The organism is Methylobacterium terricola (assembly GCF_006151805.1).
Taxonomy (GTDB): Bacteria; Pseudomonadota; Alphaproteobacteria; order Rhizobiales; family Beijerinckiaceae; genus Methylobacterium; species Methylobacterium terricola.
Genome location: NZ_VDDA01000002.1, coordinates 263,838 through 284,962 on the forward strand (window position 1 = coordinate 263,838; position 21,125 = coordinate 284,962).

At 73.0% G+C, this 21,125-nt stretch carries 24 protein-coding genes and 1 tRNA gene; 15 read left to right on the forward strand and 10 right to left on the reverse strand.

Translation table 11 applies throughout. The annotated features are described in order from the left end of the window. The first annotated feature begins 8 nt into the window (after window positions 1–8). On the forward strand, window positions 9–734 hold the full coding sequence (locus tag FF100_RS05530; RefSeq protein WP_171070059.1) for an iron-containing redox enzyme family protein: 726 nt from the start codon (window positions 9–11) through the stop codon (window positions 732–734). A 177-nt stretch (window positions 735–911) separates the two neighbouring features. Here FF100_RS05530 and FF100_RS05535 read toward each other — a convergent pair whose 3' ends face one another. The 4 genes from FF100_RS05535 to FF100_RS05550 form a co-directional block, all read right to left on the reverse strand. Next, the gene (locus FF100_RS05535) at window positions 912–1,769 is read right to left on the reverse strand and encodes a DUF1236 domain-containing protein (RefSeq protein WP_139034568.1); all 858 of its coding nucleotides are present in this window, start codon (window positions 1,767–1,769) and stop codon (window positions 912–914) included. A 167-nt stretch (window positions 1,770–1,936) separates the two neighbouring features. Then, the gene (locus FF100_RS05540; RefSeq protein ID WP_139034569.1) at window positions 1,937–2,293 is read right to left on the reverse strand and encodes a hypothetical protein; all 357 of its coding nucleotides are present in this window, start codon (window positions 2,291–2,293) and stop codon (window positions 1,937–1,939) included. Between the two features lie 184 nt (window positions 2,294–2,477). Continuing rightward, on the reverse strand, window positions 2,478–3,557 hold the full coding sequence (locus FF100_RS05545; RefSeq protein ID WP_425463282.1) for a tartrate dehydrogenase: 1,080 nt from the start codon (window positions 3,555–3,557) through the stop codon (window positions 2,478–2,480). A gap of 63 nt (window positions 3,558–3,620) precedes the next feature. After that, on the reverse strand, window positions 3,621–5,441 hold the full coding sequence (locus FF100_RS05550; protein WP_139034571.1) for a chloride channel protein: 1,821 nt from the start codon (window positions 5,439–5,441) through the stop codon (window positions 3,621–3,623). A gap of 172 nt (window positions 5,442–5,613) precedes the next feature. On the opposite strand from FF100_RS05550, the gene FF100_RS05555 reads away from it, so the two are divergent. Both FF100_RS05555 and FF100_RS05560 read left to right on the forward strand, forming a co-directional pair. Further along, window positions 5,614–5,690 (forward strand) — tRNA-His (locus tag FF100_RS05555). Between the two features lie 133 nt (window positions 5,691–5,823). Next, the gene (locus tag FF100_RS05560; RefSeq protein ID WP_139034572.1) at window positions 5,824–6,117 is read left to right on the forward strand and encodes a DUF6894 family protein; all 294 of its coding nucleotides are present in this window, start codon (window positions 5,824–5,826) and stop codon (window positions 6,115–6,117) included. 16 nt (window positions 6,118–6,133) lie between these two features. On the opposite strand, the gene FF100_RS05565 is transcribed toward FF100_RS05560, so the two are convergent. Next, entirely contained in the window at window positions 6,134–6,529 is a 396-nt protein-coding gene (locus FF100_RS05565) for a VanZ family protein (RefSeq protein ID WP_139034573.1), read from the reverse strand. A gap of 189 nt (window positions 6,530–6,718) precedes the next feature. On the opposite strand from FF100_RS05565, the gene FF100_RS05570 reads away from it, so the two are divergent. Then, complete coding sequence (locus FF100_RS05570; RefSeq protein WP_139034574.1) at window positions 6,719–6,919, forward strand: hypothetical protein; 201 nt, start codon at window positions 6,719–6,721, stop codon at window positions 6,917–6,919. 103 nt (window positions 6,920–7,022) lie between these two features. Here FF100_RS05570 and FF100_RS05575 read toward each other — a convergent pair whose 3' ends face one another. The 3 genes from FF100_RS05575 to FF100_RS05585 all read right to left on the reverse strand — a co-directional run bounded on the left by FF100_RS05575 (window position 7,023) and on the right by FF100_RS05585 (window position 8,439). Then, a complete protein-coding gene (locus tag FF100_RS05575; protein ID WP_139034575.1) occupies window positions 7,023–7,211 on the reverse strand; it encodes a hypothetical protein in 189 nt (62 codons plus the stop codon). A gap of 195 nt (window positions 7,212–7,406) precedes the next feature. Further along, a complete protein-coding gene (locus tag FF100_RS05580) occupies window positions 7,407–7,691 on the reverse strand; it encodes a hypothetical protein (protein ID WP_139034576.1) in 285 nt (94 codons plus the stop codon). A gap of 448 nt (window positions 7,692–8,139) precedes the next feature. After that, on the reverse strand, window positions 8,140–8,439 hold the full coding sequence (locus tag FF100_RS05585; protein ID WP_139034577.1) for a hypothetical protein: 300 nt from the start codon (window positions 8,437–8,439) through the stop codon (window positions 8,140–8,142). Window positions 8,440–8,722: 283 nt separating this feature from the next. Here FF100_RS05585 and FF100_RS36915 point away from each other — a divergent pair, with 283 nt between their 5' ends. The 8 genes from FF100_RS36915 to FF100_RS05625 all read left to right on the forward strand — a co-directional run bounded on the left by FF100_RS36915 (window position 8,723) and on the right by FF100_RS05625 (window position 15,077). Beyond that, on the forward strand, window positions 8,723–9,340 hold the full coding sequence (locus FF100_RS36915) for a hypothetical protein (RefSeq protein ID WP_171070061.1): 618 nt from the start codon (window positions 8,723–8,725) through the stop codon (window positions 9,338–9,340). 99 nt (window positions 9,341–9,439) lie between these two features. Continuing rightward, window positions 9,440–9,664 (forward strand): hypothetical protein, encoded by a 225-nt coding sequence (locus tag FF100_RS05595; protein WP_139034579.1) that lies wholly within the window; start codon window positions 9,440–9,442, stop codon window positions 9,662–9,664. Between the two features lie 256 nt (window positions 9,665–9,920). Continuing rightward, window positions 9,921–10,994: a transglycosylase SLT domain-containing protein gene (locus FF100_RS05600; protein WP_139034901.1), complete on the forward strand. Its 1,074-nt coding sequence runs from the start codon at window positions 9,921–9,923 to the stop codon at window positions 10,992–10,994. A gap of 194 nt (window positions 10,995–11,188) precedes the next feature. Then, window positions 11,189–11,812: a hypothetical protein gene (locus FF100_RS05605; RefSeq protein WP_139034580.1), complete on the forward strand. Its 624-nt coding sequence runs from the start codon at window positions 11,189–11,191 to the stop codon at window positions 11,810–11,812. Between the two features lie 230 nt (window positions 11,813–12,042). Further along, window positions 12,043–12,291 (forward strand): hypothetical protein, encoded by a 249-nt coding sequence (locus FF100_RS05610; RefSeq protein ID WP_139034581.1) that lies wholly within the window; start codon window positions 12,043–12,045, stop codon window positions 12,289–12,291. Window positions 12,292–12,364: 73 nt separating this feature from the next. Continuing rightward, entirely contained in the window at window positions 12,365–13,315 is a 951-nt protein-coding gene (locus tag FF100_RS05615; RefSeq protein ID WP_139034582.1) for a transglutaminase family protein, read from the forward strand. 127 nt (window positions 13,316–13,442) lie between these two features. Next, complete coding sequence (locus FF100_RS05620) at window positions 13,443–14,249, forward strand: transglutaminase-like domain-containing protein (RefSeq protein WP_139034583.1); 807 nt, start codon at window positions 13,443–13,445, stop codon at window positions 14,247–14,249. A gap of 162 nt (window positions 14,250–14,411) precedes the next feature. Beyond that, complete coding sequence (locus tag FF100_RS05625) at window positions 14,412–15,077, forward strand: L,D-transpeptidase (RefSeq protein WP_139034584.1); 666 nt, start codon at window positions 14,412–14,414, stop codon at window positions 15,075–15,077. Between the two features lie 61 nt (window positions 15,078–15,138). Here the strand turns inward: FF100_RS05625 and FF100_RS05630 are convergent, their stop codons facing one another. Next, window positions 15,139–15,450: a DUF4136 domain-containing protein gene (locus FF100_RS05630; protein ID WP_139034585.1), complete on the reverse strand. Its 312-nt coding sequence runs from the start codon at window positions 15,448–15,450 to the stop codon at window positions 15,139–15,141. A gap of 153 nt (window positions 15,451–15,603) precedes the next feature. Between FF100_RS05630 and FF100_RS05635 the strand changes: the two genes are divergently transcribed. Next, window positions 15,604–15,843 (forward strand): hypothetical protein, encoded by a 240-nt coding sequence (locus tag FF100_RS05635; RefSeq protein ID WP_139034586.1) that lies wholly within the window; start codon window positions 15,604–15,606, stop codon window positions 15,841–15,843. Between the two features lie 73 nt (window positions 15,844–15,916). Here the strand turns inward: FF100_RS05635 and FF100_RS05640 are convergent, their stop codons facing one another. Further along, window positions 15,917–16,399 (reverse strand): phasin, encoded by a 483-nt coding sequence (locus FF100_RS05640; RefSeq protein WP_139034587.1) that lies wholly within the window; start codon window positions 16,397–16,399, stop codon window positions 15,917–15,919. Window positions 16,400–16,669: 270 nt separating this feature from the next. Here FF100_RS05640 and FF100_RS05645 point away from each other — a divergent pair, with 270 nt between their 5' ends. Both FF100_RS05645 and FF100_RS05650 read left to right on the forward strand, forming a co-directional pair. Continuing rightward, the gene (locus tag FF100_RS05645) at window positions 16,670–19,594 is read left to right on the forward strand and encodes an ATP-binding protein (RefSeq protein WP_139034588.1); all 2,925 of its coding nucleotides are present in this window, start codon (window positions 16,670–16,672) and stop codon (window positions 19,592–19,594) included. A 71-nt stretch (window positions 19,595–19,665) separates the two neighbouring features. Next, window positions 19,666–21,078: an ABC transporter substrate-binding protein gene (locus FF100_RS05650; RefSeq protein ID WP_139034589.1), complete on the forward strand. Its 1,413-nt coding sequence runs from the start codon at window positions 19,666–19,668 to the stop codon at window positions 21,076–21,078. The last annotated feature ends 47 nt before the right edge of the window (window positions 21,079–21,125 follow it).

Genomic DNA, 21,125 nt, shown 5'->3' on the forward strand with positions numbered 1-21,125 from the left:
CTTCCGGCATGGAACGCCTGACCGCCTGCATCACCGAGGCACAGGACCGGTTCGCCGCGCTGCTGCGCTCCTACCTGGAGCATCACGGCACGACCGTGGACCAGTATGTCCGCTACCTCTCGTTCCAGTATCATCTGACCCGGGACGTGCAGCGCTACTTCATGGCCATTGCGGCGCATCCGGATCTCGCCCGGCGCCGACGCTTGCGGGAGTTCCTCTACCGCTTCGCCAATGAGGAGGAGCTGCATTATCTCGTGGCCGCCAACGATCTCGACCGGCTCGGGCTGAACCCGCTGCCGATGCCCTTCGACGTCGAGCTCTGGCATGCCTACTTCCGGAGCGTCGTGCAGGAGCGGCCATTCGTCCGCCTCGGTGCGGCGACCGTCCTGGAGAACATTTCCGACGGCAACGCCAAGTCGTGGGTGAAGCGGGCGTTGCAAGGTCCGTATCTCAGCCGGGAGAACACCAAGTTCCTGGTGCTGCACCAGCATGAGGCCTTGCCGCACGGCGACCAGATCATGGACGCCATCGCGCAGGGCGACCTCGAGGAGCGCCACTTCGACGATCTCATCGAGGGCGCTCGCAAGGGAACCGTGCTGTATCTCCGCATGGCTGAATGGGCCGTCCGGCCCGGCGGCTTGGCCGCGCTCGCCGACCAGGACAGTTTGGTCCTCGACGCCGCCGAAGCGGAACGCATCCGGTCTTTCCAGATGAGCGAACTCGACGCCGTGTGAGACGTGCGGGCCTCACACACCGGTGGCTCGCGCGCACCCTCCGGCGAGGTGGCCATCGCTTCGCCGAGAACGAGGCAGCAGGAGGGAGGAGCCGGAGCCGCTTCGTGACGAAGAAGCGGCTCCCAAACCCCGGAGCCTCGTCCCGCTTCCCGTCCGCGGCACGAGGCTCCGATGGTCTCAGCCCGGGATCACGTCGATGATCTCGTAGGTGTCCGGATCGATGATGACGATGTCGTCCTGCACCAGCACGTAGCGGAAGCCGCGATAGGCCGGCACCAGGGTGATGATCGCCGGCGGCAGCGTGTGCAGGGTCACCGAACGCGGCACCGCGGTGCCGACGTTCAGGCTGAAATTGACGTTCGTCACCGGCCGCACGCCGGAGCGCACGATGGTCTGGCGGAACTCGGTGCGCTGGCTGGTATCGAGGCGGGAGACCGCGCCCCGGGCCTCGCTCCGGCCGCCGCCGCGCTCGGCTCCGCGCTCGCCACGCTCGCCGCGTTCAGCTCCGCGCTCGCCACGCTCGCCACGCTCGCCGCGCTCGGCTCCGCGCTCGCCCCGATCCCCGCGTTCGGCTCCCCGCTCGCCGCGCTCGGCTCCGCGCTCGCCACGTTCGCCGCGCTCGGCTCCCCGCTCGCCGCGCTCGCCCTGCGCCGCTCCACGTCCGCCGCCTTGCTCGGCCCCGCGGCCGCCGGCGCCCGGCTGGGCTCCCTCGCCGCCGGCTCGACCGCCGGGTGCACCCGGCTGCTCGCCCGCACCGCCCGCCGAACCGGCCCCGCCGCCCGGCTGTACCGCTCCGGCGCCGCCGCGCGGACCTGCCGCACCCCCGCCGCCCGGGCCCGCGCCGCCGGCTCCGCCGCCCGCGCCGGCACCGCCAGCGCCTCCGGCCCCACCACCGGCTGCACTGGCACCCGCAGCCCCACCGCCGCCGGCTCCACCGCCGGCCCCGCCCTGCGCGAACGCAGTCGCGGCGCCGAGCACCAGCACGGCGGCCGTCATGGTCCCACGGAGCATCTTGCCGCGAATCAGCTTGCTCATGACCCTCTCCCGACACTGCACCCGCACGGCCGATGGCGCGGGTTGCTGCAGCGCCGGGCCGCAACGGAGAGGTGTGGACAATGGTTCCGGGGCGCGACGCGCGCAGACGGCAGCGCCGCGCGCTCCGTCCGGCTTCGGCGTCCGTCGCGATGCGGCGTCACCAGCTCTCATATCGGTTCCGCGCGCGAACGACGGCCCTGCGGGTCGGGCCGCCGCCGTCCGAGGCGCACGCGACGCGCTTCGTCGGTGAGGCAGCGCACGATGCCCCGGTCGGCGTCGGGGCCGCCCCCGATCCCGCTCCCGGCTGCAAGATCCGCCCGTCGACGGCCGAACTCGTCGTCCGCAACAACCCGATGGTCGATGTCGTGTTCGAGAACGATCTCTACGCCCGGCAGGGATTGCAGGCGATCTTCCAGCGCGCGACCGCCTACGGCTGTATCCGGCACCGACGTCCTGCCCTGTCGCCAGCCCGGCAAGCCGGGTGCGTCGATCGAGATCGACTGCCCGGTCGATGCCGGGATCATCGAGAGCAACCGGTTCAGCGAGACGCGCGCCCGCGAACTCGGCCTGCGCGACGATCCCGCCAACCCCAACATCTTCGAGGAGGGCGTGCACTGGCTGGCCGCGTCCCCTCTCTCCTCGAAGGAGATCCCCCTCATCCGCTCGCGACGAAAAGGGGCGCCCGGCCGAGAGCCGGGCGCCCTCCCCTCAGCCGATCGCTTCCGCGACGGCGAGCCCGCAGGCCGCCGTGTCGGCGTTGCCGCCGAGGTCGCGGGTGCGCAGGGTCCGCTCGGCCAGCACCCGCTCGATGCCGGCGACGATCTCGGCCGCGGCGTCCCTCTCGCCGAGATGCTCCAGCATCATCGCGCCGGACCAGATCTGGCCGATCGGGTTGGCGATGCCCTGGCCGGCGATGTCGGGGGCCGAGCCGTGGACCGGCTCGAACAGCGACGGGAAGTCGCGCTCGGGGTTGATGTTGCCCGACGGCGCGATGCCGATCGTGCCGGTGCAGGCCGGACCGAGATCCGACAGGATGTCGCCGAACAGGTTCGAGGCCACCACCACGTCGAACCAGTCCGGGTGCAGCACGAAGTGGGCCGTCAGGATGTCGATGTGGTACTTGTCCCAGGCGACGTCGGGATAATGCGGCGCCATCGCCTCGACCCGCTCGTCCCAGTACGGCATGGTGATCGAGATGCCGTTCGACTTGGTGGCCGAGGTCAGGTGCTTCTTCGGCCGCGACTGGGCGAGGTCGAAGGCGAATTTCAGCACCCGGTCGGTGCCGCGGCGGGTGAAGACCGATTCCTGGACGGCGAATTCGCGGTCGGTGCCCTGGAACATCCGGCCGCCGACGGACGAATACTCGCCCTCGGTGTTCTCGCGCACGACCCAGAAGTCGATGTCGCCGGGCTTGCGGCCGGCGAGCGGGCTCGGCACGCCGGGCATCAGCCGCACCGGGCGCAGGTTGACGTACTGGTCGAACTCGCGCCGGAACAGGATCAAGGAGTTCCACAGCGAGACGTGGTCCGGGATCTTCTCCGGCCAGCCGACGGCGCCGAAGAAGATCGCGTCGTGCCCGCCGATCTGCGCCTTCCAGTCCTCCGGCATCATGCGGCCGTGCTTGGCGTAGTAGTCGTAGGACGAGAAGTCGAACCAATCCTGCTGCAGCGTGAAGCCGTGGCGCTTGGCCGCCTGCTCCAGCACGCGCACGCCCTCCGGCACCGTCTCCTTGCCGATGCCGTCCCCGGGGATCACGGCGATGCGGTAGGTGCGATGGGCTGTCGGCATGGGCATTCCCTCCTGTTATGGCCCCTTCGCGTCGCCCATCCCGCGCGGGCGGTCAATCGCCGTTCACGCCACCTCCCCCACGCTCGCCCTGCGCTGGCGGTCGAGCTCGTCGCTGTAGCGCTTGAGGGTGTGCTTCTCCGTCAGGATGCCGATCACCCGGGCGGCCTCGCGGCTCTCGACCACCGCCAGCGCCTCGCTCTCGGCCTTGTCGAACAGCGCCACCGCCTCCTTGGCGTTCATCTGCGGCAGCAGCACCTCGTCGCGGTAGCGCAGGAGGTCGGCGACGCGGGTCTCCGTCGCCTTGTCGTCGATCGGGGCGGCATGGGCCTCGGCGACGAGCACGATGCCGGCATAGAGCCCGGCCTCGTCGACCGCGACCACCTGGGTGCCGGAACCGAGCGGGAAGGCGCGCCGGAACGCCGCGAGCGTGGTGTCGGTCCGCACGGTGCGCACCTCGCGGCGCATCAACTGGCCGACGGTGAGGGTGCGGATCCAGCCGACGTCGTGGGCGCTGCGGATCGACTCGCCGCGCAGGTGGAAGCGCCAGGTGGCGAAGGAGTAGCCGAAGGTCTTGCGCACCGTGAGCGAGGAGGCGATCACCGCGACCAGCACCAGGCCGGCGATCGGGAAGTCGCCCGTCACCTCGAGCGCCAGGAAGGTCATCGTCATCGGCCCGCCGATCACCGCGACGGCGAGCGCACTCATTCCCACCACCGCGTAGGTGGCCGGCGGCAGCACCATGGCCACGAGGGGCGGGGCCAGCATCACGAAGACCTTGCCGGCGAGCGCGCCGAGGAACAGCGAGGCGAAGAACAGCCCGCCGCGAAATCCCGTGCCGATCGAGATCGCCGAGGCCAGCGCCTTGGCGAGGAACAGGGCGATCAGGGCTCCGGCACCGACGCTCGCGCCGTCGTCGGTCAGGTTGAGGTGCAGCGCCCCGTGCCCGGCCGAGAGCACCTGCGGGGTCGCGACGAGGGCCAGCACCCCGACCGCGAGGCCGCCCAGCGCCGGCCGGGCGAGCGGCGGCAGCTTCGTGCGCCGCACCCCCTCCTCCACCAGGGTCACGCCCTGCATGATCAGGATGCCGAGCCCGGCGCAGATCAGCCCGAGCCCCAGCGTCGGCAGGTAGTCGGCCGGGCCGACCGGGGGGGTGGCCCCCAGGGTGATGACGGTCTGGTGGCCGAGAATCGCCCGCGACACGAAGGCGCCGGCGAGCGCCGCGGTGACGACCGGCGTCAGCGACCCGATCGCGTAGGTGCCGATGATCAGCTCGAAGGCGTAGAACGCCCCCGTCAGCGGCGCCCCGAACGCCGCCGCGATGGCGGCCGCCGCCGCGCAGCCGACCAGGATCCGCATGTCGGTGCGGCGCAGCTCGAAGCTGAGGCCGAGGCGGGAGGCGAGGCCGGCCGAGATCTGGGTGTAGCCGGCCTCGAGCCCGACCGAGGCGCCGCAGCCGTTCGAGATCAGGTTCTGCACGGCCACCAGCACCGAATCCACCAGGGACAGCCGGCCGCCATGCAGCGCGTTGGCCTCGATCGGGTCGATCACCGGGCGGCTCGGCACCCGCCGCACGCGGCCTCCGAGCCAGATCGCCACGCCCAGCACCGCGCCGCCGAGGGTCGGCACGCCGAGCGCCACCAGCGCCGGCACGTGCGGGGTGGCGCTCAGGCGCTCGTCGAGGTCGAGGCCGAACAGCCATTCGTGCGCGGTTTGCGCCGCCCAGCCCATGAGGCTGACGATGGCCCCCGACAGGCAGCCGACCAGGGCAGCGAGCAGGATCAGCCCGATCTCGCCGCTGCGCACCCAGGCGCGCAGGGAGCTCGGCGCGAGCACGAGGGCGCTCTCCGTGAGGAAGCGGCGGGCCGTCTCGGACTTCGGCGTCATCGGACCGTCGGGGCAGGCGGGCGGGGTCTGGCTGGCGTTCCGGGGGTTTAGGGCGAAGGCGCCCGCCGGTCGACCGGGATCGCGTCGGCAGCCGGCGCACTTTTCCCGGGCCAAGGCCGAGATCGGCGCTTGCCACGGCGCGCGGGCCGGACTACACAGCCCCCCGTCGCGAGCCGCCATAGCTCAGTTGGTTAGAGCGCTAGATTGTGGATCTAGAGGTCCCCCGTTCGAGCCGGGGTGGCGGTACCACGCACGTTGCGGATCATCTCCCGGGCCTTCGGGCCTCGGTCGAGCGGGTCGATCAGCACTTTCCTTTCAAATTTGTTAAAGCATCGACCTGAAGGTCTGTGCACTTCTTTCCCCAGAACGAGGGGAGGACGGTGTGCAGCGCTACTTCTTCGATCTGAGCGCCGGGGCCTGGCAATGCCGGGACGATATCGGGCTCATTCTGTGCAGCCAGGACGAGATCCGCAGCGAGGCGACCCGGACGGCGATCGAGTTCGCCGGGGCGGGCCTCGCCGGGGCCGACCTCTCCGACCTGAAGGTCCGGGTCCGCGACCGGGCGGGCGAGCCGGTGATGACCGTGAGCCTCGCCCTCACCGTGCGCGGGCCGGAGGAGCCGGTGCGGCTCGGCCTCGCGCGGCCGGCCCGTCCGCGGATGGTCCGCGCAGCCTGAGGAACAGGCCCGGCGTTCAGGCGCCGGCCGCGATCCGGCGGCCGGCCAGGGCGCGGGCGGCGAGGCCGAGGGCGCGCGCCGCGCCGAGCCCGATGAGGGCGCCGCCGGCGCTGGCCGCGAAGTCGACGACTTGCGCGGTGCGGCCCGGAACCTGAAGCTGGCCGAACTCCAGCACGGCCGCCAGCAGGATCAGGGAGAGGCCGAGCCGCCAGGCCGGCACGCGGGAGTAGCCGAGACCGAGGAGAACGGCCGTGCCCGCATAGGCGACGAGGTGCTCGCTCTGGCCGGCGGCGCCGGTGCGGGTCTCCCACGCCTTCGGGATCCACGACAGCCAGACCAGCACCGGCAGGCAGGCGAGGCCCGCTCCGCGTGCGATGCGCCGCAGGTCGGCCCGCGCGAACGACGCGATCATGTCGTCTCCCATCTTCGTGCACGGTGCCGGCGGCACCGCGCCCGATCCTCCCCGGAGGCGAATGGCCGGACAATCGCGCCCTCCGGCGGGGGCGTGGCACGATCGGGGTACGCCGATGGTGCGAGGCGGGCGCGGGCGGAGGAACGATCCGCCGCCCGGAGCGATACCCGGGAGAACCGGAGGCGCCCGATGACCGAGACCGCCGAGACGCCCGTCTCCTCCCCCGAGCCCCGCGCCGACGAGGAGGCGTTCCACATCCCGGACGACATCGCCCTGGCGCTCACCGAGTTCGCCGCGGTGGAGCAGCGCTCCCGCGGCGAGGCGATCTGCCTTATCCTGCGCGACTACCTGCGGGCGAAAGGCTATCTCCGGGGTTCGGGACCGGCCTGAAGCCCGGACGCGGCGATGCCCGACCGCGGCGCGCGATCGGGCATCGCCTCCCTCAGCCGCAACTCTCGTCGCGATGGGCCGGGACCGGCCTCGCCCCTGACGGTCAGAGTGCGCCGCGCAACTGGATCTCCAGGCGCCCGACATCCTCCGTCAGCCGCTCGACCACGCGCCGCGCCTCGTGGCTGTCGGGCGAATCCCGCAGGGCCGTGGAGGCCGCCGCCAGGGACTCGCGCTTGGCCTGCAACGCGAATTCGATCTGGGCCCGCGCCACTTCCGGTGTCCTGTCCGCCATCTCTCCCCTCCTCGTCGTGCCGGGCGCCCCGACGGCGCCCGGGAAAGGCCCGGAGCCAACGCATCCGAGGCCGCCCCGGGTTCAACCGTCGCCGCCGCTGCGACATCCGGGCGTAAGGCCGGCCCCCGAAACGCGAACGGCGCGGGACCCCCGTCGAGGAGCCCGCGCCGCGAAACCAGACCGCCTGTCTCGGCCTCAGCAGTCGTTGGCCTGCTGCGCGGCCGTCTTCTCGCCCTTCGACTGGCGGCTGACATCGGCCGGCGAGGTGGCGGTCTGCGAGCCGACATTCTGCATCGCACCGACCGTGCCGGGGGATTCCGCCTTCGCCCCCGGGCTCACGGAGGCGGTGGCCGACGGATCGACGTTCGAGCTCTTGTCCATCTTCTGGGCGGTCTGGCCCGGCGCGCAGGGGCCGGCGGCGGCGCCGAGCGTGCCGGCGAGCAGGAACAGTCCGGCGCCGATCGCGGTAAGGCGTGTCATCGTTGTTTCCTCCACAGGTTGTCGTCCCCGCCTCAACCACGCCCGTGGGATCGGGTTCCTCGCCCTTTGGGCTGCGGCATGCAGACACAACCTTCGCGAAGTGCCTGATTCGAAAGGCATTCGCGTGGGGCAGCGCTGCCATCCGTTTCGACCACGCGCGAAACCGAAAATTGCGCTTGCGTTTTGTGCGCTGCACGCTAGTTTGTGCATCGCAGGGTCGCGATGGCGTCGCGGTCCTGCTGCCCTCTTTGGGCGTTTCCTCCCTAGACTTCGGGCCGCTCGCAAGAGCGGCCTTTTTTCTTTGGCCGGAGCGGACGTCCCCCGACGCGACAGGGGCCGGACGAGGCGAGGGATGCGCAGGATCGCCGGCCGCCGGACCCTGGAACGCGAGAGGGGCCGCGCCTGGCGCAGCCCCTCGACGACCGTCCGGCGGTGGCGGACCGCGAGGTCAGATCGGCAACGCGTTGCCCGGTCGCGACTGGGCGTAGAGGCTCGCTCCCGCATCGGCGCCGACGACCCGCGCCAGGGCGGCCTGGTCGCAGGTGCCGGCGATGCGCAGCCCGAGGCGGTGCAGGTGATCCTTGTCGGTGCAATAGGCCGCGAGCCGGGCCCGCCCGGTCTCCGGCATCCGCGAGACCAGGGCATCGACGTCGTCCTCGCTGGCGCGATGCAGGACCGCCAGCAGCTCGAGCGGGATCGGGTAGCGTGCGAACGCCGTGGGCAGCGGGCGGGTCTGATGCTGCGGCATGGATCACCTCGGTGCGGTCAGGGTTGCCCGATCCTCCGCCCGATATGGTTAGCGATCAGTTAAGGATGCCCGCCGGCTCCGCCCGTTGCTCAGTCGAAGACGAAGCGGCCTCCTGCCGTCGCGCTCCCCGGCAACGACCTGCCCAGTCCTTTTTGGCCGATATTCGTCATTTGCGAATACGCAGCGGCAAGGATGCATGGCACCATACGCACATTGTATGGAGCAACCTTTCCGATCGGAGCTTGTAGGGGATACGCGGCATCGATGGCCCGAGCGAAGTGAGATGAGCGCGCAGACCAGCACGGAGACCGTCCCGGTCGAGGCCGTACGGGGCAGCCTCAACGGCTGCCTGGGCACACCCGCGTTCCGGCGCTCGCCGAAGCTCGCCGCCTTCCTGAGCTACATCGTCGAGGAGGAACTGGCCGGGCGCGGCGAGGCCATCAAGGCGTACACGATCGCCACGCAGGCCCTGCGCCGGTCGGACAGCTTCGATCCGAGCAACGATCCGAGCGTGCGTGTCGAGGCCGGCCGCCTCCGGCGCGTCCTCGACGAGGTCTATGCCGGCGAGGGCCGCCGCCTGCCGGTCCGCATCGTGGTGCCGGTCGGCGGCTATCGCCCGGTCTTCGAGCTTCAGGCCTCCGAGGAGCCGGGCCCGGATCCCGCCGCCCTGCCCGCCCCGTCCCCCGACCCGGTGCCCACGCCGGCCCCCCCGTCCGCCGCGCCGGCGTGGCGGACGGGGGGCGGTCCGATCGGCGCCCAGGCGGGCGCCCAGGGGCAGGTCCGCCTGCTGGCGCTGTTTGAGACCCGCGGCCAGGCCGTGCTCGCCCTGCTGCTCGCGCTGATCGCGGTCCTGCTCGCCCTGGAGATCGTGCTCCAGATCTACGTGCTGGCCTACGTCTGAACCCCGCCCCGTCATCCCCGGCCTGCGCCGTCGCCACGGAACCGAACGACGACTGTCCCTGTTCAGTCACGTCGATGACGTGACGTACGGGAGTTTGCCATGCGCAAGATGATCGCCGGTACCGTGCTGGCCGTGGGTCTGGCCGGATTCGCCGGGGCTGCGGAGGCCAAGGGTTGCATCAAGGGCGCCGTCGTCGGCGGTATCGCCGGCCATGCCGTCGGTCACACCTTCGCGGGGGCGGCGGCGGGCTGCGCCCTCGGCCGGCACCAGGCCAACAAGCGCCAGCGCGACCGCGACGCGACGGCGCAGCCCGCCCCGCGCTGAGGGCGCCCTCGCTGCGCCGCAGCATCGTCCCGCCAGTCGCCGGCCCGGTCCCGAAGGTCGAGCTTGGCCGTTACGAGGCCCGAATGCTCAGGGCCGCTTACGGCGAAGCTTGAACAGGGATCGGCTGAGCTCTGCGAGCGTCGCCGTTTTATCGCCACATCTCGCCGGCTTCTTGCACCTCACAGGCAGGGAAACCGGGGCGATACATCAGATGCGACGTCGAGTGGACGGACCGGCGCAACGGGGCGGCCTGCGGATGGCGGGGGCCCGCGGGGACGTTCTCTCGGGGGACGTCCTCTCCTTCGGCGGCGGCGCCCGTGCCGCCCAGGGCGGCGTTCCGGTCCTGGCGCGGACGCTGCTCGCCGCCGGGTGCCTGGCGGCGGGCCTCTCCGCCCTGCTGCACCAGTACGGCAGCGATCTCGTCACCGCCCGCCCGGCCGTCACCCTGATCATGGCCGACCTGCTGGTGATGCCGCAGCCGAAAATCCAGACGCTCAAGCCGCAGGTCTCCCCGCCCCGCGAGGCCACCGCGATCGCGCCGCTGCGCGAGCCGGTCCACGACCTCGACACCGCCCTCGGCTCGTCGGGCGTCGACCGGGTCTCCTACGACGACCTCCTGGCCGCCAGCACCGGGGGCGACCCCAACGAGGTCCTGACCTTCGGCCCGATGCGGATCCGCCGCCACCTGGTCCAGACCATCGTGCGCGCCGCCGCCACCGTGCGGACCGACCCGGTGCTGCTGATGGCGGTGGCCGACAAGGAATCGAGCTTCCTGACCGAGGTCCAGGCGCGGACCTCCTCGGCGACCGGCCTGTACCAGTTCATCGAGCGGACCTGGCTCCAGGTGATGCGGGAATTCGGCGCCCAGCACGGCTATGCCCGCGAGGCCGGCCTGATCGGCGACGACAACGGCGTCGCCGATCAGGCCGAGCGCGCCCGCATCCTCGACCTGCGCCGCGATCCCTCCCTCTCCGCCGTGATGGCCGGCGAGATGCTGAAGCGCGATGCGGCCCGCATCGCCGCCCGGATCGGCCGCGAGCTCACCCTCGGCGAGACCTACCTCGCCCACTTCCTCGGGCCGGACGACGCCGAGCGCTTCATGGCCAAGGTGGTCGAGGAGCCGAGGGCCGAGGCCGCCGCCCTGCTGCCGAAGCCCGCCAAGGCGAACCGCCCGATCTTCTACGAGCGCGTCGGCCGCCGGAAGGCGCGCAGCCTCACGGTGGCGCAGGTCCACGACAAGTTCGAGGCGATGATGAGCACCCGCGGCGCCCGCTACCGCGATGTCGGCGCCCTGATGGGCATGATGGCCTACGCCGCCGAAACGCCCTGAGACACGCGGCTCTGATCCGACGCGGCCTGTTCGGGTCGCCGATACCCCGCTGGGGCACCAGCCCGGCGGCGGCCTTCCCCGGCGTGAAAGCTCTTGGTCCGAAAAAGGTTTCCCGGCCGGGCTCCTGCTGGGGAAACCTCGCCGCCCCTCGCGGCTTATTCTCCTGACGACGGACATCAGATCAGGAGGTGGCGATGGGCGTGGCAGGCGCCGGACGCCGGACAGGCGGTACGCAACTCACCCCCACCCTCTCCCTCGACGCCCTCGGGTCCGGCCTCGCCGCCGCCTATGACGGGCTGATGCTCGACGCGGTGCCGCAGCGGCTGAGCGCCCTCCTGCGCGACCTGGAGGCGCGCGAGGCGCAAGGCGGCGGCGAGACGATCCCCGATTCGCCGCGGCCGAGCGGTACGGACGGGTCCGCCTCCTGGAGCGCGGCCGGGCGGCTCGCTTTGCTGGTCGGCGACGTGCTCGGCGCCGGCGAGGCCGCCGCCCTGATCGCCCGGGCCGGGCTCGAGGCCGTCCATTGCGCCGATCCGGATGCCGGCCTCGAGGCCCTCCGGCTGCGCGCCGACGAGGTGGCGCTGGTCCTCATCGGCCTGCCGACCGCGCGGGACGGCCATCTCGACGGGGCGGGCCTCGCCCGGGCGGTCGCCACGCTCTGGCCCACCCTCCACCTCGTCGTCGCGCAGCCGCGGAGCCTCGAGGCCCGGGTGCCGGAGGCCCACCTGCCGCCGCAGGCGGTGCCCCTCGACCGGGGACCCGATCTCTTGTCCCTCGCCGAGACCGCCGCGCGCAGCCCGCGTCCGCCTGTCGCGTGAGCCGAGGGGGTGTTGCGGGTGCTGCGCGGACCGGCGGGCGTCCTCCCGGACGGCGCAGCCCGCGCGAGCGCCGTCGATTTGATCGATGTCGTCGATTTGATCGATACGGCATTCCTGCCTTATTCTCCCATGACCCGCCGCGCCGGCATCGGCCAGACGCGGCTGTCGGGGGACCGGAGGCCGGAGGGACCGGCCGGCACGGACGGACCAGTCGGATCGGGGGATCTGCCATGAAGACGAACGAGCGCGACACCAGCTACCGGGACGATTACGCCGCGACGGCGGGGCAGCAGGCGGCCTTCTTCCGCGAGCAGGCGGAGCGCCACCGCCAGCAGGCCGAGCAGGCCCGGGTCTTCGCCGACCTGAGCCCCGGCGAGGAGGGACGCGAGCAGAACCGGCGCGCCGAGCGGCTCGAGACCCTGGGGCGTCACGGCGACACCATGGCGGCGGCCTTCGAGGCCCGCGCCCGGCGCACCTGACCGCCGCCCCACCCGGACGACCCGAACCTTGGTATGCCGCCGCGGCCACCGGCTGCGGCGAGCCGGAGTCCTCGTGCCGATCCTCACCGTCGACCACGTCACCACCTATCGCTACCGCCAGCCGGTCGGCTTCGGCGAGCATCGGATCCTGTTCCGCCCCCGGGACAGCTGGGACCAGCGCCTGATCGAGGCCTCCTTGGCGATCACGCCGGAGCCGCACAGCCTGCACTGGATCCACGACGTGTTCGGCAACTGCGTGGCGGTGGCGCGCTTCCGCGGCCGCGCCGCCGAGCTGAGATTCTCCTGCCGCATCACCCTGGAGCACACCTCCGACCCGCCGCTGGCCTTCGCCCTGGCGCCGCGCGCCGCCCGCCATCCCTTCGCCTACGATGCCGACGAGATGCCGGACCTCGCCCGCTACATCGAGCGCCGGCACGCGGACCGCGCCCGGGCGGCCGATGCGAGGGCGGTGGAGGCGTGGGCCCGCAGCTTCCTCGACCCCGACGGCACCGCCGACACCCGCGCCCTGCTCGCCGCGATGAATGCGGCGTTGCGCCGCGACTTCACCTATGCCGCCCGGATCGAGAAGGGCGTCCAGGAGCCGGCCGAGACCCTGCGGCTGCGCCGGGGCACCTGCCGCGACTTCGCTCTCCTGATGATCGAGGCGGTGCGCGCCCTCGGCCTCGCCGCCCGCTTCGTCTCTGGCTACCTCTACGTGCCCGAGCGCGACGGCGTCGCGATCCATGCCGGCGGCGGCTCGACCCATGCCTGGGTCCAGGTCTACCTGCCGGGGGCGGGCTGGGTCGAGTTCGACCCCACCAACGGCATCGTCGGCAACCGCGACCTGATCCGCGTCGCCGTCGCCCGCCATCCCGGCCAGGCGGTGCCGCTCCACGGCAGCTGGATCGGACGGCCGGAGGATTTCCTCGACATGAACGTCGTGGTCCGGGTGACCGAGACGCCCGGTGCCGTCGAGCGGCCGGCGGTCCCGACGCAGGAGGCGGAGCGGCTGGTCGCGGATTAGCCGGGGCGGCGCAACTTCCCTCAGGGCCTGCCTCTTCTTCGGGCAACCTCCTGGGTCGCCGGGGCCTTACCCTGTGTTGTACCGCAGGGGCGCCGACGCGCCGGCCGCATCAGGGAGCAGCACCGTCATGAGGATCCGGACCGGGTACGCGATCACCTTCGATTCCCCGGCCCCGACGCCGATGCTGCTGATGCTGAGCGTCCACCCGTCCCGGCTCGGCGATTGCGTCACCTCGCCGGCGCTCCGCTTCGACCCGCCGATCCCGGCCCGGGACTATGCCGACCGCTACGGCAATACCTGCACCCGCATCGTCGCGCCGCCCGGGCGGCTGACGGTCTCGGCCGATTTCCTGATCAACGATACCGGCTGGGCCGACGATTACGCGCCGGACGCGATCCAGCATCCCGTCCAGGACCTGCCGGACGACGTGATGGTCTACCTGCTCGGCAGCCGCTACTGCGACACCGACAAGCTGTCGAACACCGCCTGGCAGCTGTTCGGCCACACGCCCGAGGGCTGGGCCCGGGTGCAGGCCATCGTCGACTACGTCCACAACCACATCCGCTTCGACTACCAGCGCGCCGATTCCACCCGCTCGGCCCTCGACGGCTTCAACCAGCGCGAGGGCGTGTGCCGCGACTTCGCGCATCTCGCCGTCACCTTCTGCCGCTGCATGAACATCCCGGCGCGGTACTGCACCGGCTATCTCGGCGATATCGGCGTGCCGGCGGTGCCGGACCCGATGGATTTCTCGGCCTGGTTCGAGGTCTATCTCGGCGGGCGCTGGTACACGTTCGATGCCCGCCACAACAAGCCGCGGATCGGCCGCATCCTGATGGCACGCGGCCGCGACGCCACCGACGTGGCGATCTCGACCAATTTCGGTCCTTCGCTGCTGGCGGGCTTCCAGGTCCACACCGACGAGGTCGTCTGACCGGCGGCGTTCGTTCGGATGCCGCGGGTCGGATCAAGCGATCGTGAACCCTCCGCCGCAACTCGGTACTGCAGCCCCGGATCAAGCGTCGCTTTAACCGGGAACCGCCGAGCCGCGACAGCATTGTACAGCAAAGGTAATTGCTGAGGTAAGGCTCCGGCCATGAAGATCTTCGCTGCGGCCCTGGCGGGCGTTATGAGCATGTGCGTTCTTGCCTCGGCGCCGTCCAAGGCGGCGCCCTACGATCCGTTCGATGCCAATCCGGGCGAGGATTACTACGCCGGTCAGCCCTACGATGCGCCGAGCTACCGGACGCAGGGCTATTCCGGCCAGGCTCAATCCTACCAGGGCCAGGGCGCCGGCAGCACCGAGCAGGCCCAGGTCGCCCCGATCCCGCGGGAGCTGGTGCCGTTCAACGGCGGCTACGCCCCGGGCACGATCGTGGTCTCGACCGCCGAGCGCCGCCTCTACCTGGTGCTCGGCGACGGCATGGCCCTGCGCTACGGCGTCGGCGTCGGCCGCCCGGGCTTCACCTGGTCGGGCACCAAGACGATCACCGCCAAGCGCGAATGGCCGTCCTGGACGCCCCCGAAGGAGATGCTCGCCCGCCGGCCCGACCTGCCGCGCTACATGGCCGGCGGCATCGACAACCCGCTCGGCGCCCGCGCGATGTATATCGGCGGTACGCTCTACCGGATCCACGGCTCGAACGAGCCCGACACGATCGGCCAGGCGGTGTCCTCGGGCTGCATCCGCATGACCAACGACGACGTCACCGACCTGTATTCGCGGGTCAAGGTCGGCGCCAAGGTGGTGGTGCTGAACTGAGGGGCTCCGGCCTCCCCCCTTCTCGACAAAAAAGGGCCGCCCTCGGGCGGCCCTCTTCGTGTCACGGGACCACGTGGCCCGGTGCCGGCGGCTGCGGCGCGCTGAAGCTCGCCAGCGGCACGTCGCAGAAGCAGCGGGCGCCGAGCGGGCGCGGGCCGGGCAGCGGGCAGGAATACGGCCGCGGGCCGGTGAGGCCGCGCTGCACCGCGTCGCAATTGTAGCCGACCGCGCGCCGCGGGGCCGGGCGCTCGTAGCGGTCGTAGCCGTAGCCGGGGGGCGTGTCCTCCCGGTAGTACTGGGCTTGGGCCGAGCCGGTCAGGACCGCGACCAACAGGACGGCCGACGACAGGCCGGCGCGAACGAACCCTCGCATCATTGCGTTCCTCTCTGGCGGGGAGTTACCCTGCGGGACACCGCGCGCCGCCGCGGGCCCCCGGGCGCCGCATCGGTAGCCGAACCGCCCCGCCCCGGCAAATCGCGGGAGCGCCGTCGGCACCACCTGGTCGTCAAGCCTTGGAGATCCGCCGTGACCACCTCGGCCGAATGGCAGCGCACCCTCGACGCGGTCGTCGCGCTCGCGGAGGACATCGCCCGGCTCTCGCCCGACTGCGCCGACCGGGCGATGCAGATCGTGCGGCTGATCCGCGCCGTCGACCCGCCGCCCCGCGGGGCGGGTGGAGGCTGCCTCGACGAGGCGGAGGATCTCGACATGGCCGATCTGGACGTCGGCCCGTTGCACCGCAGCAAGGCGGCGGACGGGGCCTGACGAAAAAAGCCGCGCCCCCTTCAGGGCGCGGCCATGCGAATCGGTCCGGCGTTGCCCGGCCGACCAACGGGCCTCAGCCTTGGGACGCGGCGTCCTTGGCGGTGTTGGCGGTGTTGCGGGCCGCCTCGGCCCCCTGCTGCATGGCGTTGCGGGCGTGCTCGGCGCTCTGCTGCATCGCCTGCTTGGCGTTCTCGGCGCCCTGCTGCATGGCGCTCTGGGCAAGGCCACCGAACTCGCGGGCCTGGCTCTGCATGGCGGCGAACTGGCTGCGCACGAACTCGGCCTGGTGCTGCATCGCCTCCTGCACGTCCTTCGAGCGCACGAGCTTCTGGGCCAGGTCGAACGCGGCGTTCACGTTCTGCTCGGCGAAGGAGAAGCCGCGGGTCGAGGTCTCCTGGGCGTTGTTGCGGGCGAGCTCGGCCGAGCCCTGGAGCGTGTCGGCGGTCTTGCGCGCGGCGCCGATGAACGAGTCGAACGCCTTGCGGGCCTGCTCGACGCTCTTCTCCGCGAAGTCCCGCATCTCGGTCGGGATCTCGTAGTTCGGGGTCTGGTTCATGTTCGTCTCCTCTGTCTTTGGCGCCGCCCGCGGCGCGGCACGCTGGGCGCCCGGCGCTTTTTTAGGGTCCGGCGCGCGTTGTGCACTGCACAATAGCACGCCCCAGGGCCATATGCCACCTTTCCGCGGGTCGTTAAGGTTGACGGCGAGATAACGCGGCGACTGCGCATTTCGTGCCGGTGCGAGAAGGGGTCAGTTGGTTTAAAGCAGTGCGGATGGGTCCGGTTTTCGCCGGAGCCCGGTGCGGCGTGCGGCGCCTGGGGAGAAGCAGTGGGTCGGGACGTGCTCTTCGAGACGACGATCGAGGCCCTGCGGGCCGTTCCGGCCTTCGGGCAGCGGATCGCCGGACCCGACCGGGCCTTCCTGCTGCTCGACCGGGGCGCGACGCACCTGCTTCACGCCTCCCCGGCGGCGTCCTCCCTGCGCGAGGCGATCGCCGATGCGGAGGGGCGGATCGATCCGTCCCTGAACCTGTCGGGCCAGCTGCGCGGCTCCGCGAGCCTGCCCGTCGGCACGGGCCAGCCGCGGCTCGAGCGCCTGCGCCTCGCCGGGCCCCTCGCCCCGCCGCTCCTCTGCGCCTGCCTGCCGGCCGCCCTGCCGGACGGCAATCCCGGCCTTGCCGTCGCGATCCTCGATCCGCTGCCCGCCCGCCGCCCGCGCCGCGCGCCGGCCGCCGTCGTGCCGGGGCCCGCTCCCGAGCCTGCGCCGGAACCCGAGCGCGAACCCGCACCGGAACCCGAGCCCGCGGCCCCCTCTCTCCCGGCCTCCCCGCGGCCCGGCCTGCGCTTCCTGTGGCGCAGCGATGCCCGCGGCTGCCTCGTCGAGGCGACGGCGGCGCTGCCCGAGTCCGTCGGCGCCTCTCCGGTGGGCCGGACCTGGGACGATCTCCTGGCCGGCCCGGTTGAGGCGGAGCCCGGCCTCGCCGAATCGCTGGCGGAGCGCCGTACCTTCCGGGCGGTGCCGGTGCGCTGGCGCCTCTCCGGCACCCGGCAGGCGGTCGCCGTCGATCTCTCCGGCGCGCCGCGCCTCGGCGCCGGCCGCGCCTTCGCGGGTTTCAGCGGCTTCGGGGTGATCCATCCGGACCGGGTCGTCCCGGCGACCGACCGGCCGGAGGCCGCCGTGAAGGCGCCGCGCCCGACCCTGCGCGAGCGCGCCGCCGCGGTGATCGCCATCGGCCGCCCTGTCGCCGGAGAGATCGCCGCCGGAGAGATCGCCGCCGAGACGTCGCCGCGGTCGGGCGACCGGGAGGCGGCGGCGCCCGGGCGGCGGGACGCGCCCCGTCCCGTGGCCCTGCCGAACATCGCGGACGATCCCCGCGACCTCGCCTCCCTCGCCGGCGCCACGATGGCGGAATTCGCCGGTCTGATGGCGGCGCCCTTCGCGCAACTCGGGATGAGCTGGGGCTTCGGGGCCCGTCCGCCCGCCCCGCCGGCGGAGCCCCCCGCCGAGGCGGAGGCGGCGCCGACCCTCGCCGCGCCGGCCCCGCCGGCCGAGCCCGGCGCGACCCCGCCCCTGCCCGACGAGGAGCCCCGCGCCGCCTCGCTCTCCCTCAACGAGCACGCGGCGTTCCGCGAGATCGCCCGGGCGCTCGGGGCCCGCTTCGCCGGCGATCCGGAAGGCGCCGAGCCGCTCTCGCCGGTCCAGGCCGGCGCGGCGGGCCGGGGCGCGGTGACGCAATTCCGCGGCGCGCACGCCCTCGCCCGTCTCCCCGAGCGCGGCGCCGAGGTGGCGCTCGCCCGCCTGGTCGAGCGGCTGCCGGTCGGGCTCCTGGTCCATCGCGGCGACGAGGTCCTGCTCGCCAACCGGCCCCTTCTCGCCCTGTCGGGCTACGACAGCCCGGAGGCCCTGGCGGCGGCCGGCGGTCCCGGCGTGATCTTCCGCGGCCGCGATCCGGTGGCGCAGGCCGGCCCCGGCGAGAGCGCGCCGGTCGCGCTGGCGACCCGGAGCGGCGGCTCGGTGCCGGTCGGCGTCACCGTCGGCACGGTCGAGTGGGACGGCGCCCCCGCCAGCCTCCTCACCATCCGGCGCCTGCCCGAGGCCGACCCGGCCCAGTCGCTCGCGGCGGCCGAGGCCCATCTCGCCCATCGCGACGCCCATCTGCGCGAGACCACCGCGATCCTCGACGCGGTCACCGACGGGGTGGTGGTGCTCGACGACGAGGGCCGCGTCGTCGGGATGAACCGCGGCGCGCAGGGCCTGCTCGGCGCCGATCCCCGCGAGGTCGCGGGCGAGGCCCTGACGAGCCTGCTCGCCGCCGAGAGCCGCCCGGCGGCCCAGGCCGCCCTGCTGCGGGCGAGCGCCGGCAACGTCGCGACCACCGCCGAGGAGGTGCTGGCGCGGGGCGCCGACGGGCCGCTGCCCCTCGTCCTCACCCTGGCCCCGGTGGCGAGCGGGCCGCAGCGCCGCGTCGCCGCGATCCTGCGCGACGTCTCGGGCGTCCGGCGCACCGAGGCCGAGTTGCAGCGCGCCCGCCGCGAGGCCGAACGCGCCAGCGCCCAGAAATCCGACTTCCTGGCGACGATCAGCCACGAGGTCCGCACGCCGCTCAACGCCATCATCGGCTTCGCCGAGGTGATGCTGGAGGAGCAGTTCGGCCCGGTCGGGAGCGAGCGCTACCGCGACTACCTGCGCGACATCCGCGCCTCCGGCGAGCACGTCGTCAGCCTGGTCAACGACCTCCTCGATCTGGCCAAGATCGAGGCCGGCCATCTCGACCTCGCCTTCGCGGGCCTCGGCCTCAACGACCTCGTCGCGGCGTCGGTCTCCCTGATGCAACCCCAGGCCGCGCGGCAGCGGGTGGTGATGCGCACGAGCTTCGCCCCCGGCCTGCCGGCGGTGCTGGCCGACCAGCGCTCCCTGCGCCAGGCCGCCCTCAACGTGATCTCGAACGCGATCAAGTTCACCGATGCGGGCGGCCAGGTCATCGTCTCGACGGCGACGACCGATCGCGGCGGCGTGGCGCTCCGGGTGCGCGACACCGGCATCGGCATGAGCCCGGAGGAGGTCGAGACCGCCCTCCAGCCGTTCCGCCAGATCGCCACCGCCCAGCGCCGCGGCGGCGGCACCGGCCTCGGCCTGCCGCTCACCAAGGCGCTGGTCGAGGCCAACCGCGCCAGCTTGCGCGTCACCAGCCGCAAGGGCGAGGGCACGCTGGTCGAAGTGCTGTTCCCGGCTGGCCGGGTGCTCGAATCCTGACCTATCGCCCGTGCGGCCCCGGGCGTAGGCTCGGGGCCGCCCATCGGGACTCGTCGTTTCAGGACCCGGCCATGCCGCCCCGCCCCGCCGTCGCCGCCCTCCTCGCCCTGCTGGCGCTCGCCCCGGCCTGCCAGGCCGGCGCGGCCGACGGCCTGCCGCTGACCGTGCTGACCGAGCGCAGCGGCCCGGCTTCCGCGACCGGCACACCGCTGGCAAACGGCCTGTCCGACTACCTCACGATGCTCGACCGGCGCGACGGCGGCGTCGGCGGGATCCCGCTCGCCGTCGAGGAATGCGAGACAGGGGGCGAGGCGGCGCGGGCGCTCGCCTGCTACGAGGCGGCGCTCGCCCGCGGCAGCATCGCGGTGGTGCCCGGCACCGCCGATGCGACGCTCGCCCTGCTGCCGCGCCTCGCCGCGGGCCGGACGCCCCTGGTCTCGTCCGGCTACGGCCCCGCCGCGATGGCCCGGGGCGACGCCCTGCCCTGGGCCTTCGCGCCGCCCGTCACGGTCTGGGGCGCCGCGGCCGCGGCGCTGGCCCATCTCGCGCAGGACGGCAGCGAGGGCAGCCCGCTCGGACGCAGCCTCGCCTACCTGCACCGCGACAGCCCGGCCGGGCGCGAGCCGGTGGCGGTCTTGCGGGCGCTCGCGGCGGAGGCCGGGCTGGAGTTCCGGGCCTATGCCCTGCCGGATCCGGGCCCAGAGGGGGGCGAGGCGCGCTCGCCCGATCCGTCGCCCGACCCCTTGCCCGACCGTCCACCTGATCCCTGGCGCACCGCCCGTGCGGCGGACCCGGATTACGTGATCCTCGACGCCAGCGCCGGCCTCCCCGGCACGCCGCTGCGCGACGCCGCGGCGGCGGGCTTTCCCCTCAACCGGATCGTCACCGTGGGCTGGACCGGGGAGGACGACCTGCTGCGCCCGGCCGCCGGCGCCCGCGACCTCACGGCGAAGGGCCTGCGCATCGTGACCTGGCACGCGCTCGGCGACAGCTTCCCGGCCTTCGACCAGATCGACCTTCTGGTGGTCGATGCCGGGCTGTCGCGCACGCCGAAGGACGAGGGCGCCGGCCCCCTCTACAATCGCGGCGTCTATGCCGGGGTGATCCTGGCCGAGGGGGTCCGCAATGCCCAGCGCCTCGCCGGCCGGGCGCGGATCGACGGGGCCGAGATGCGCCGCGGGCTCGAGGCGATCAACCTCGACCCGGTGCGCTGGAAGGAACTCGGGCTCGTCGGCTTCGCCCGCCGCCTGCGCCTGTCCTGCGCCGACCATAGCGGCCACCGCCCGGTCACCGTCCAGGAATGGACCGGCGCGCGCTGGGTCCAGGTCGGCGACGAGATCCCGGTGCCGCGCGAGCGGCTGGCCCCGCATCTCGACGCCGCCGTGGCGGCCTATGCCGAGCGCGCCGCGACCGGGACCGGCAGCGCCCGGGAGACCCCGACCCGGGAGACCCCAACCCGGGAGGCTTGCCCGGCCCGCCCGTGACAAGTCTTCGCGCGATGGCTGTGTTGCGCGACGACGTCCGTCCTGGT

What these genes read in the sequence shown, in the direction of transcription:
- FF100_RS05630 (WP_139034585.1), bottom strand. Translation starts at nt 15,450, where the DNA reads ATGCGAGGGTTCGTTCGCGCCGGCCTGTCGTCGGCCGTCCTGTTGGTC.
- FF100_RS36915 (WP_171070061.1), top strand. Translation starts at nt 8,723, where the DNA reads ATGAGCGCGCAGACCAGCACGGAGACCGTCCCGGTCGAGGCCGTACGG.
- FF100_RS05585 (WP_139034577.1), bottom strand. Translation starts at nt 8,439, where the DNA reads ATGCCGCAGCATCAGACCCGCCCGCTGCCCACGGCGTTCGCACGCTAC.
- FF100_RS05540 (WP_139034569.1), bottom strand. Translation starts at nt 2,293, where the DNA reads ATGATCCCGGCATCGACCGGGCAGTCGATCTCGATCGACGCACCCGGC.
- FF100_RS05545 (WP_425463282.1), bottom strand. Translation starts at nt 3,557, where the DNA reads ATGCCGACAGCCCATCGCACCTACCGCATCGCCGTGATCCCCGGGGAC.
- FF100_RS05605 (WP_139034580.1), top strand. Translation starts at nt 11,189, where the DNA reads ATGGGCGTGGCAGGCGCCGGACGCCGGACAGGCGGTACGCAACTCACC.
- FF100_RS05570 (WP_139034574.1), top strand. Translation starts at nt 6,719, where the DNA reads ATGACCGAGACCGCCGAGACGCCCGTCTCCTCCCCCGAGCCCCGCGCC.
- FF100_RS05580 (WP_139034576.1), bottom strand. Translation starts at nt 7,691, where the DNA reads ATGACACGCCTTACCGCGATCGGCGCCGGACTGTTCCTGCTCGCCGGC.
- FF100_RS05625 (WP_139034584.1), top strand. Translation starts at nt 14,412, where the DNA reads ATGAAGATCTTCGCTGCGGCCCTGGCGGGCGTTATGAGCATGTGCGTT.
- FF100_RS05565 (WP_139034573.1), bottom strand. Translation starts at nt 6,529, where the DNA reads ATGATCGCGTCGTTCGCGCGGGCCGACCTGCGGCGCATCGCACGCGGA.
- FF100_RS05640 (WP_139034587.1), bottom strand. Translation starts at nt 16,399, where the DNA reads ATGAACCAGACCCCGAACTACGAGATCCCGACCGAGATGCGGGACTTC.
- FF100_RS05650 (WP_139034589.1), top strand. Translation starts at nt 19,666, where the DNA reads ATGCCGCCCCGCCCCGCCGTCGCCGCCCTCCTCGCCCTGCTGGCGCTC.
- FF100_RS05535 (WP_139034568.1), bottom strand. Translation starts at nt 1,769, where the DNA reads ATGAGCAAGCTGATTCGCGGCAAGATGCTCCGTGGGACCATGACGGCC.
- FF100_RS05530 (WP_171070059.1), top strand. Translation starts at nt 9, where the DNA reads ATGGAACGCCTGACCGCCTGCATCACCGAGGCACAGGACCGGTTCGCC.
- FF100_RS05620 (WP_139034583.1), top strand. Translation starts at nt 13,443, where the DNA reads ATGAGGATCCGGACCGGGTACGCGATCACCTTCGATTCCCCGGCCCCG.
- FF100_RS05575 (WP_139034575.1), bottom strand. Translation starts at nt 7,211, where the DNA reads ATGGCGGACAGGACACCGGAAGTGGCGCGGGCCCAGATCGAATTCGCG.
- FF100_RS05595 (WP_139034579.1), top strand. Translation starts at nt 9,440, where the DNA reads ATGCGCAAGATGATCGCCGGTACCGTGCTGGCCGTGGGTCTGGCCGGA.
- FF100_RS05600 (WP_139034901.1), top strand. Translation starts at nt 9,921, where the DNA reads ATGGCGGGGGCCCGCGGGGACGTTCTCTCGGGGGACGTCCTCTCCTTC.
- FF100_RS05610 (WP_139034581.1), top strand. Translation starts at nt 12,043, where the DNA reads ATGAAGACGAACGAGCGCGACACCAGCTACCGGGACGATTACGCCGCG.
- FF100_RS05550 (WP_139034571.1), bottom strand. Translation starts at nt 5,441, where the DNA reads ATGACGCCGAAGTCCGAGACGGCCCGCCGCTTCCTCACGGAGAGCGCC.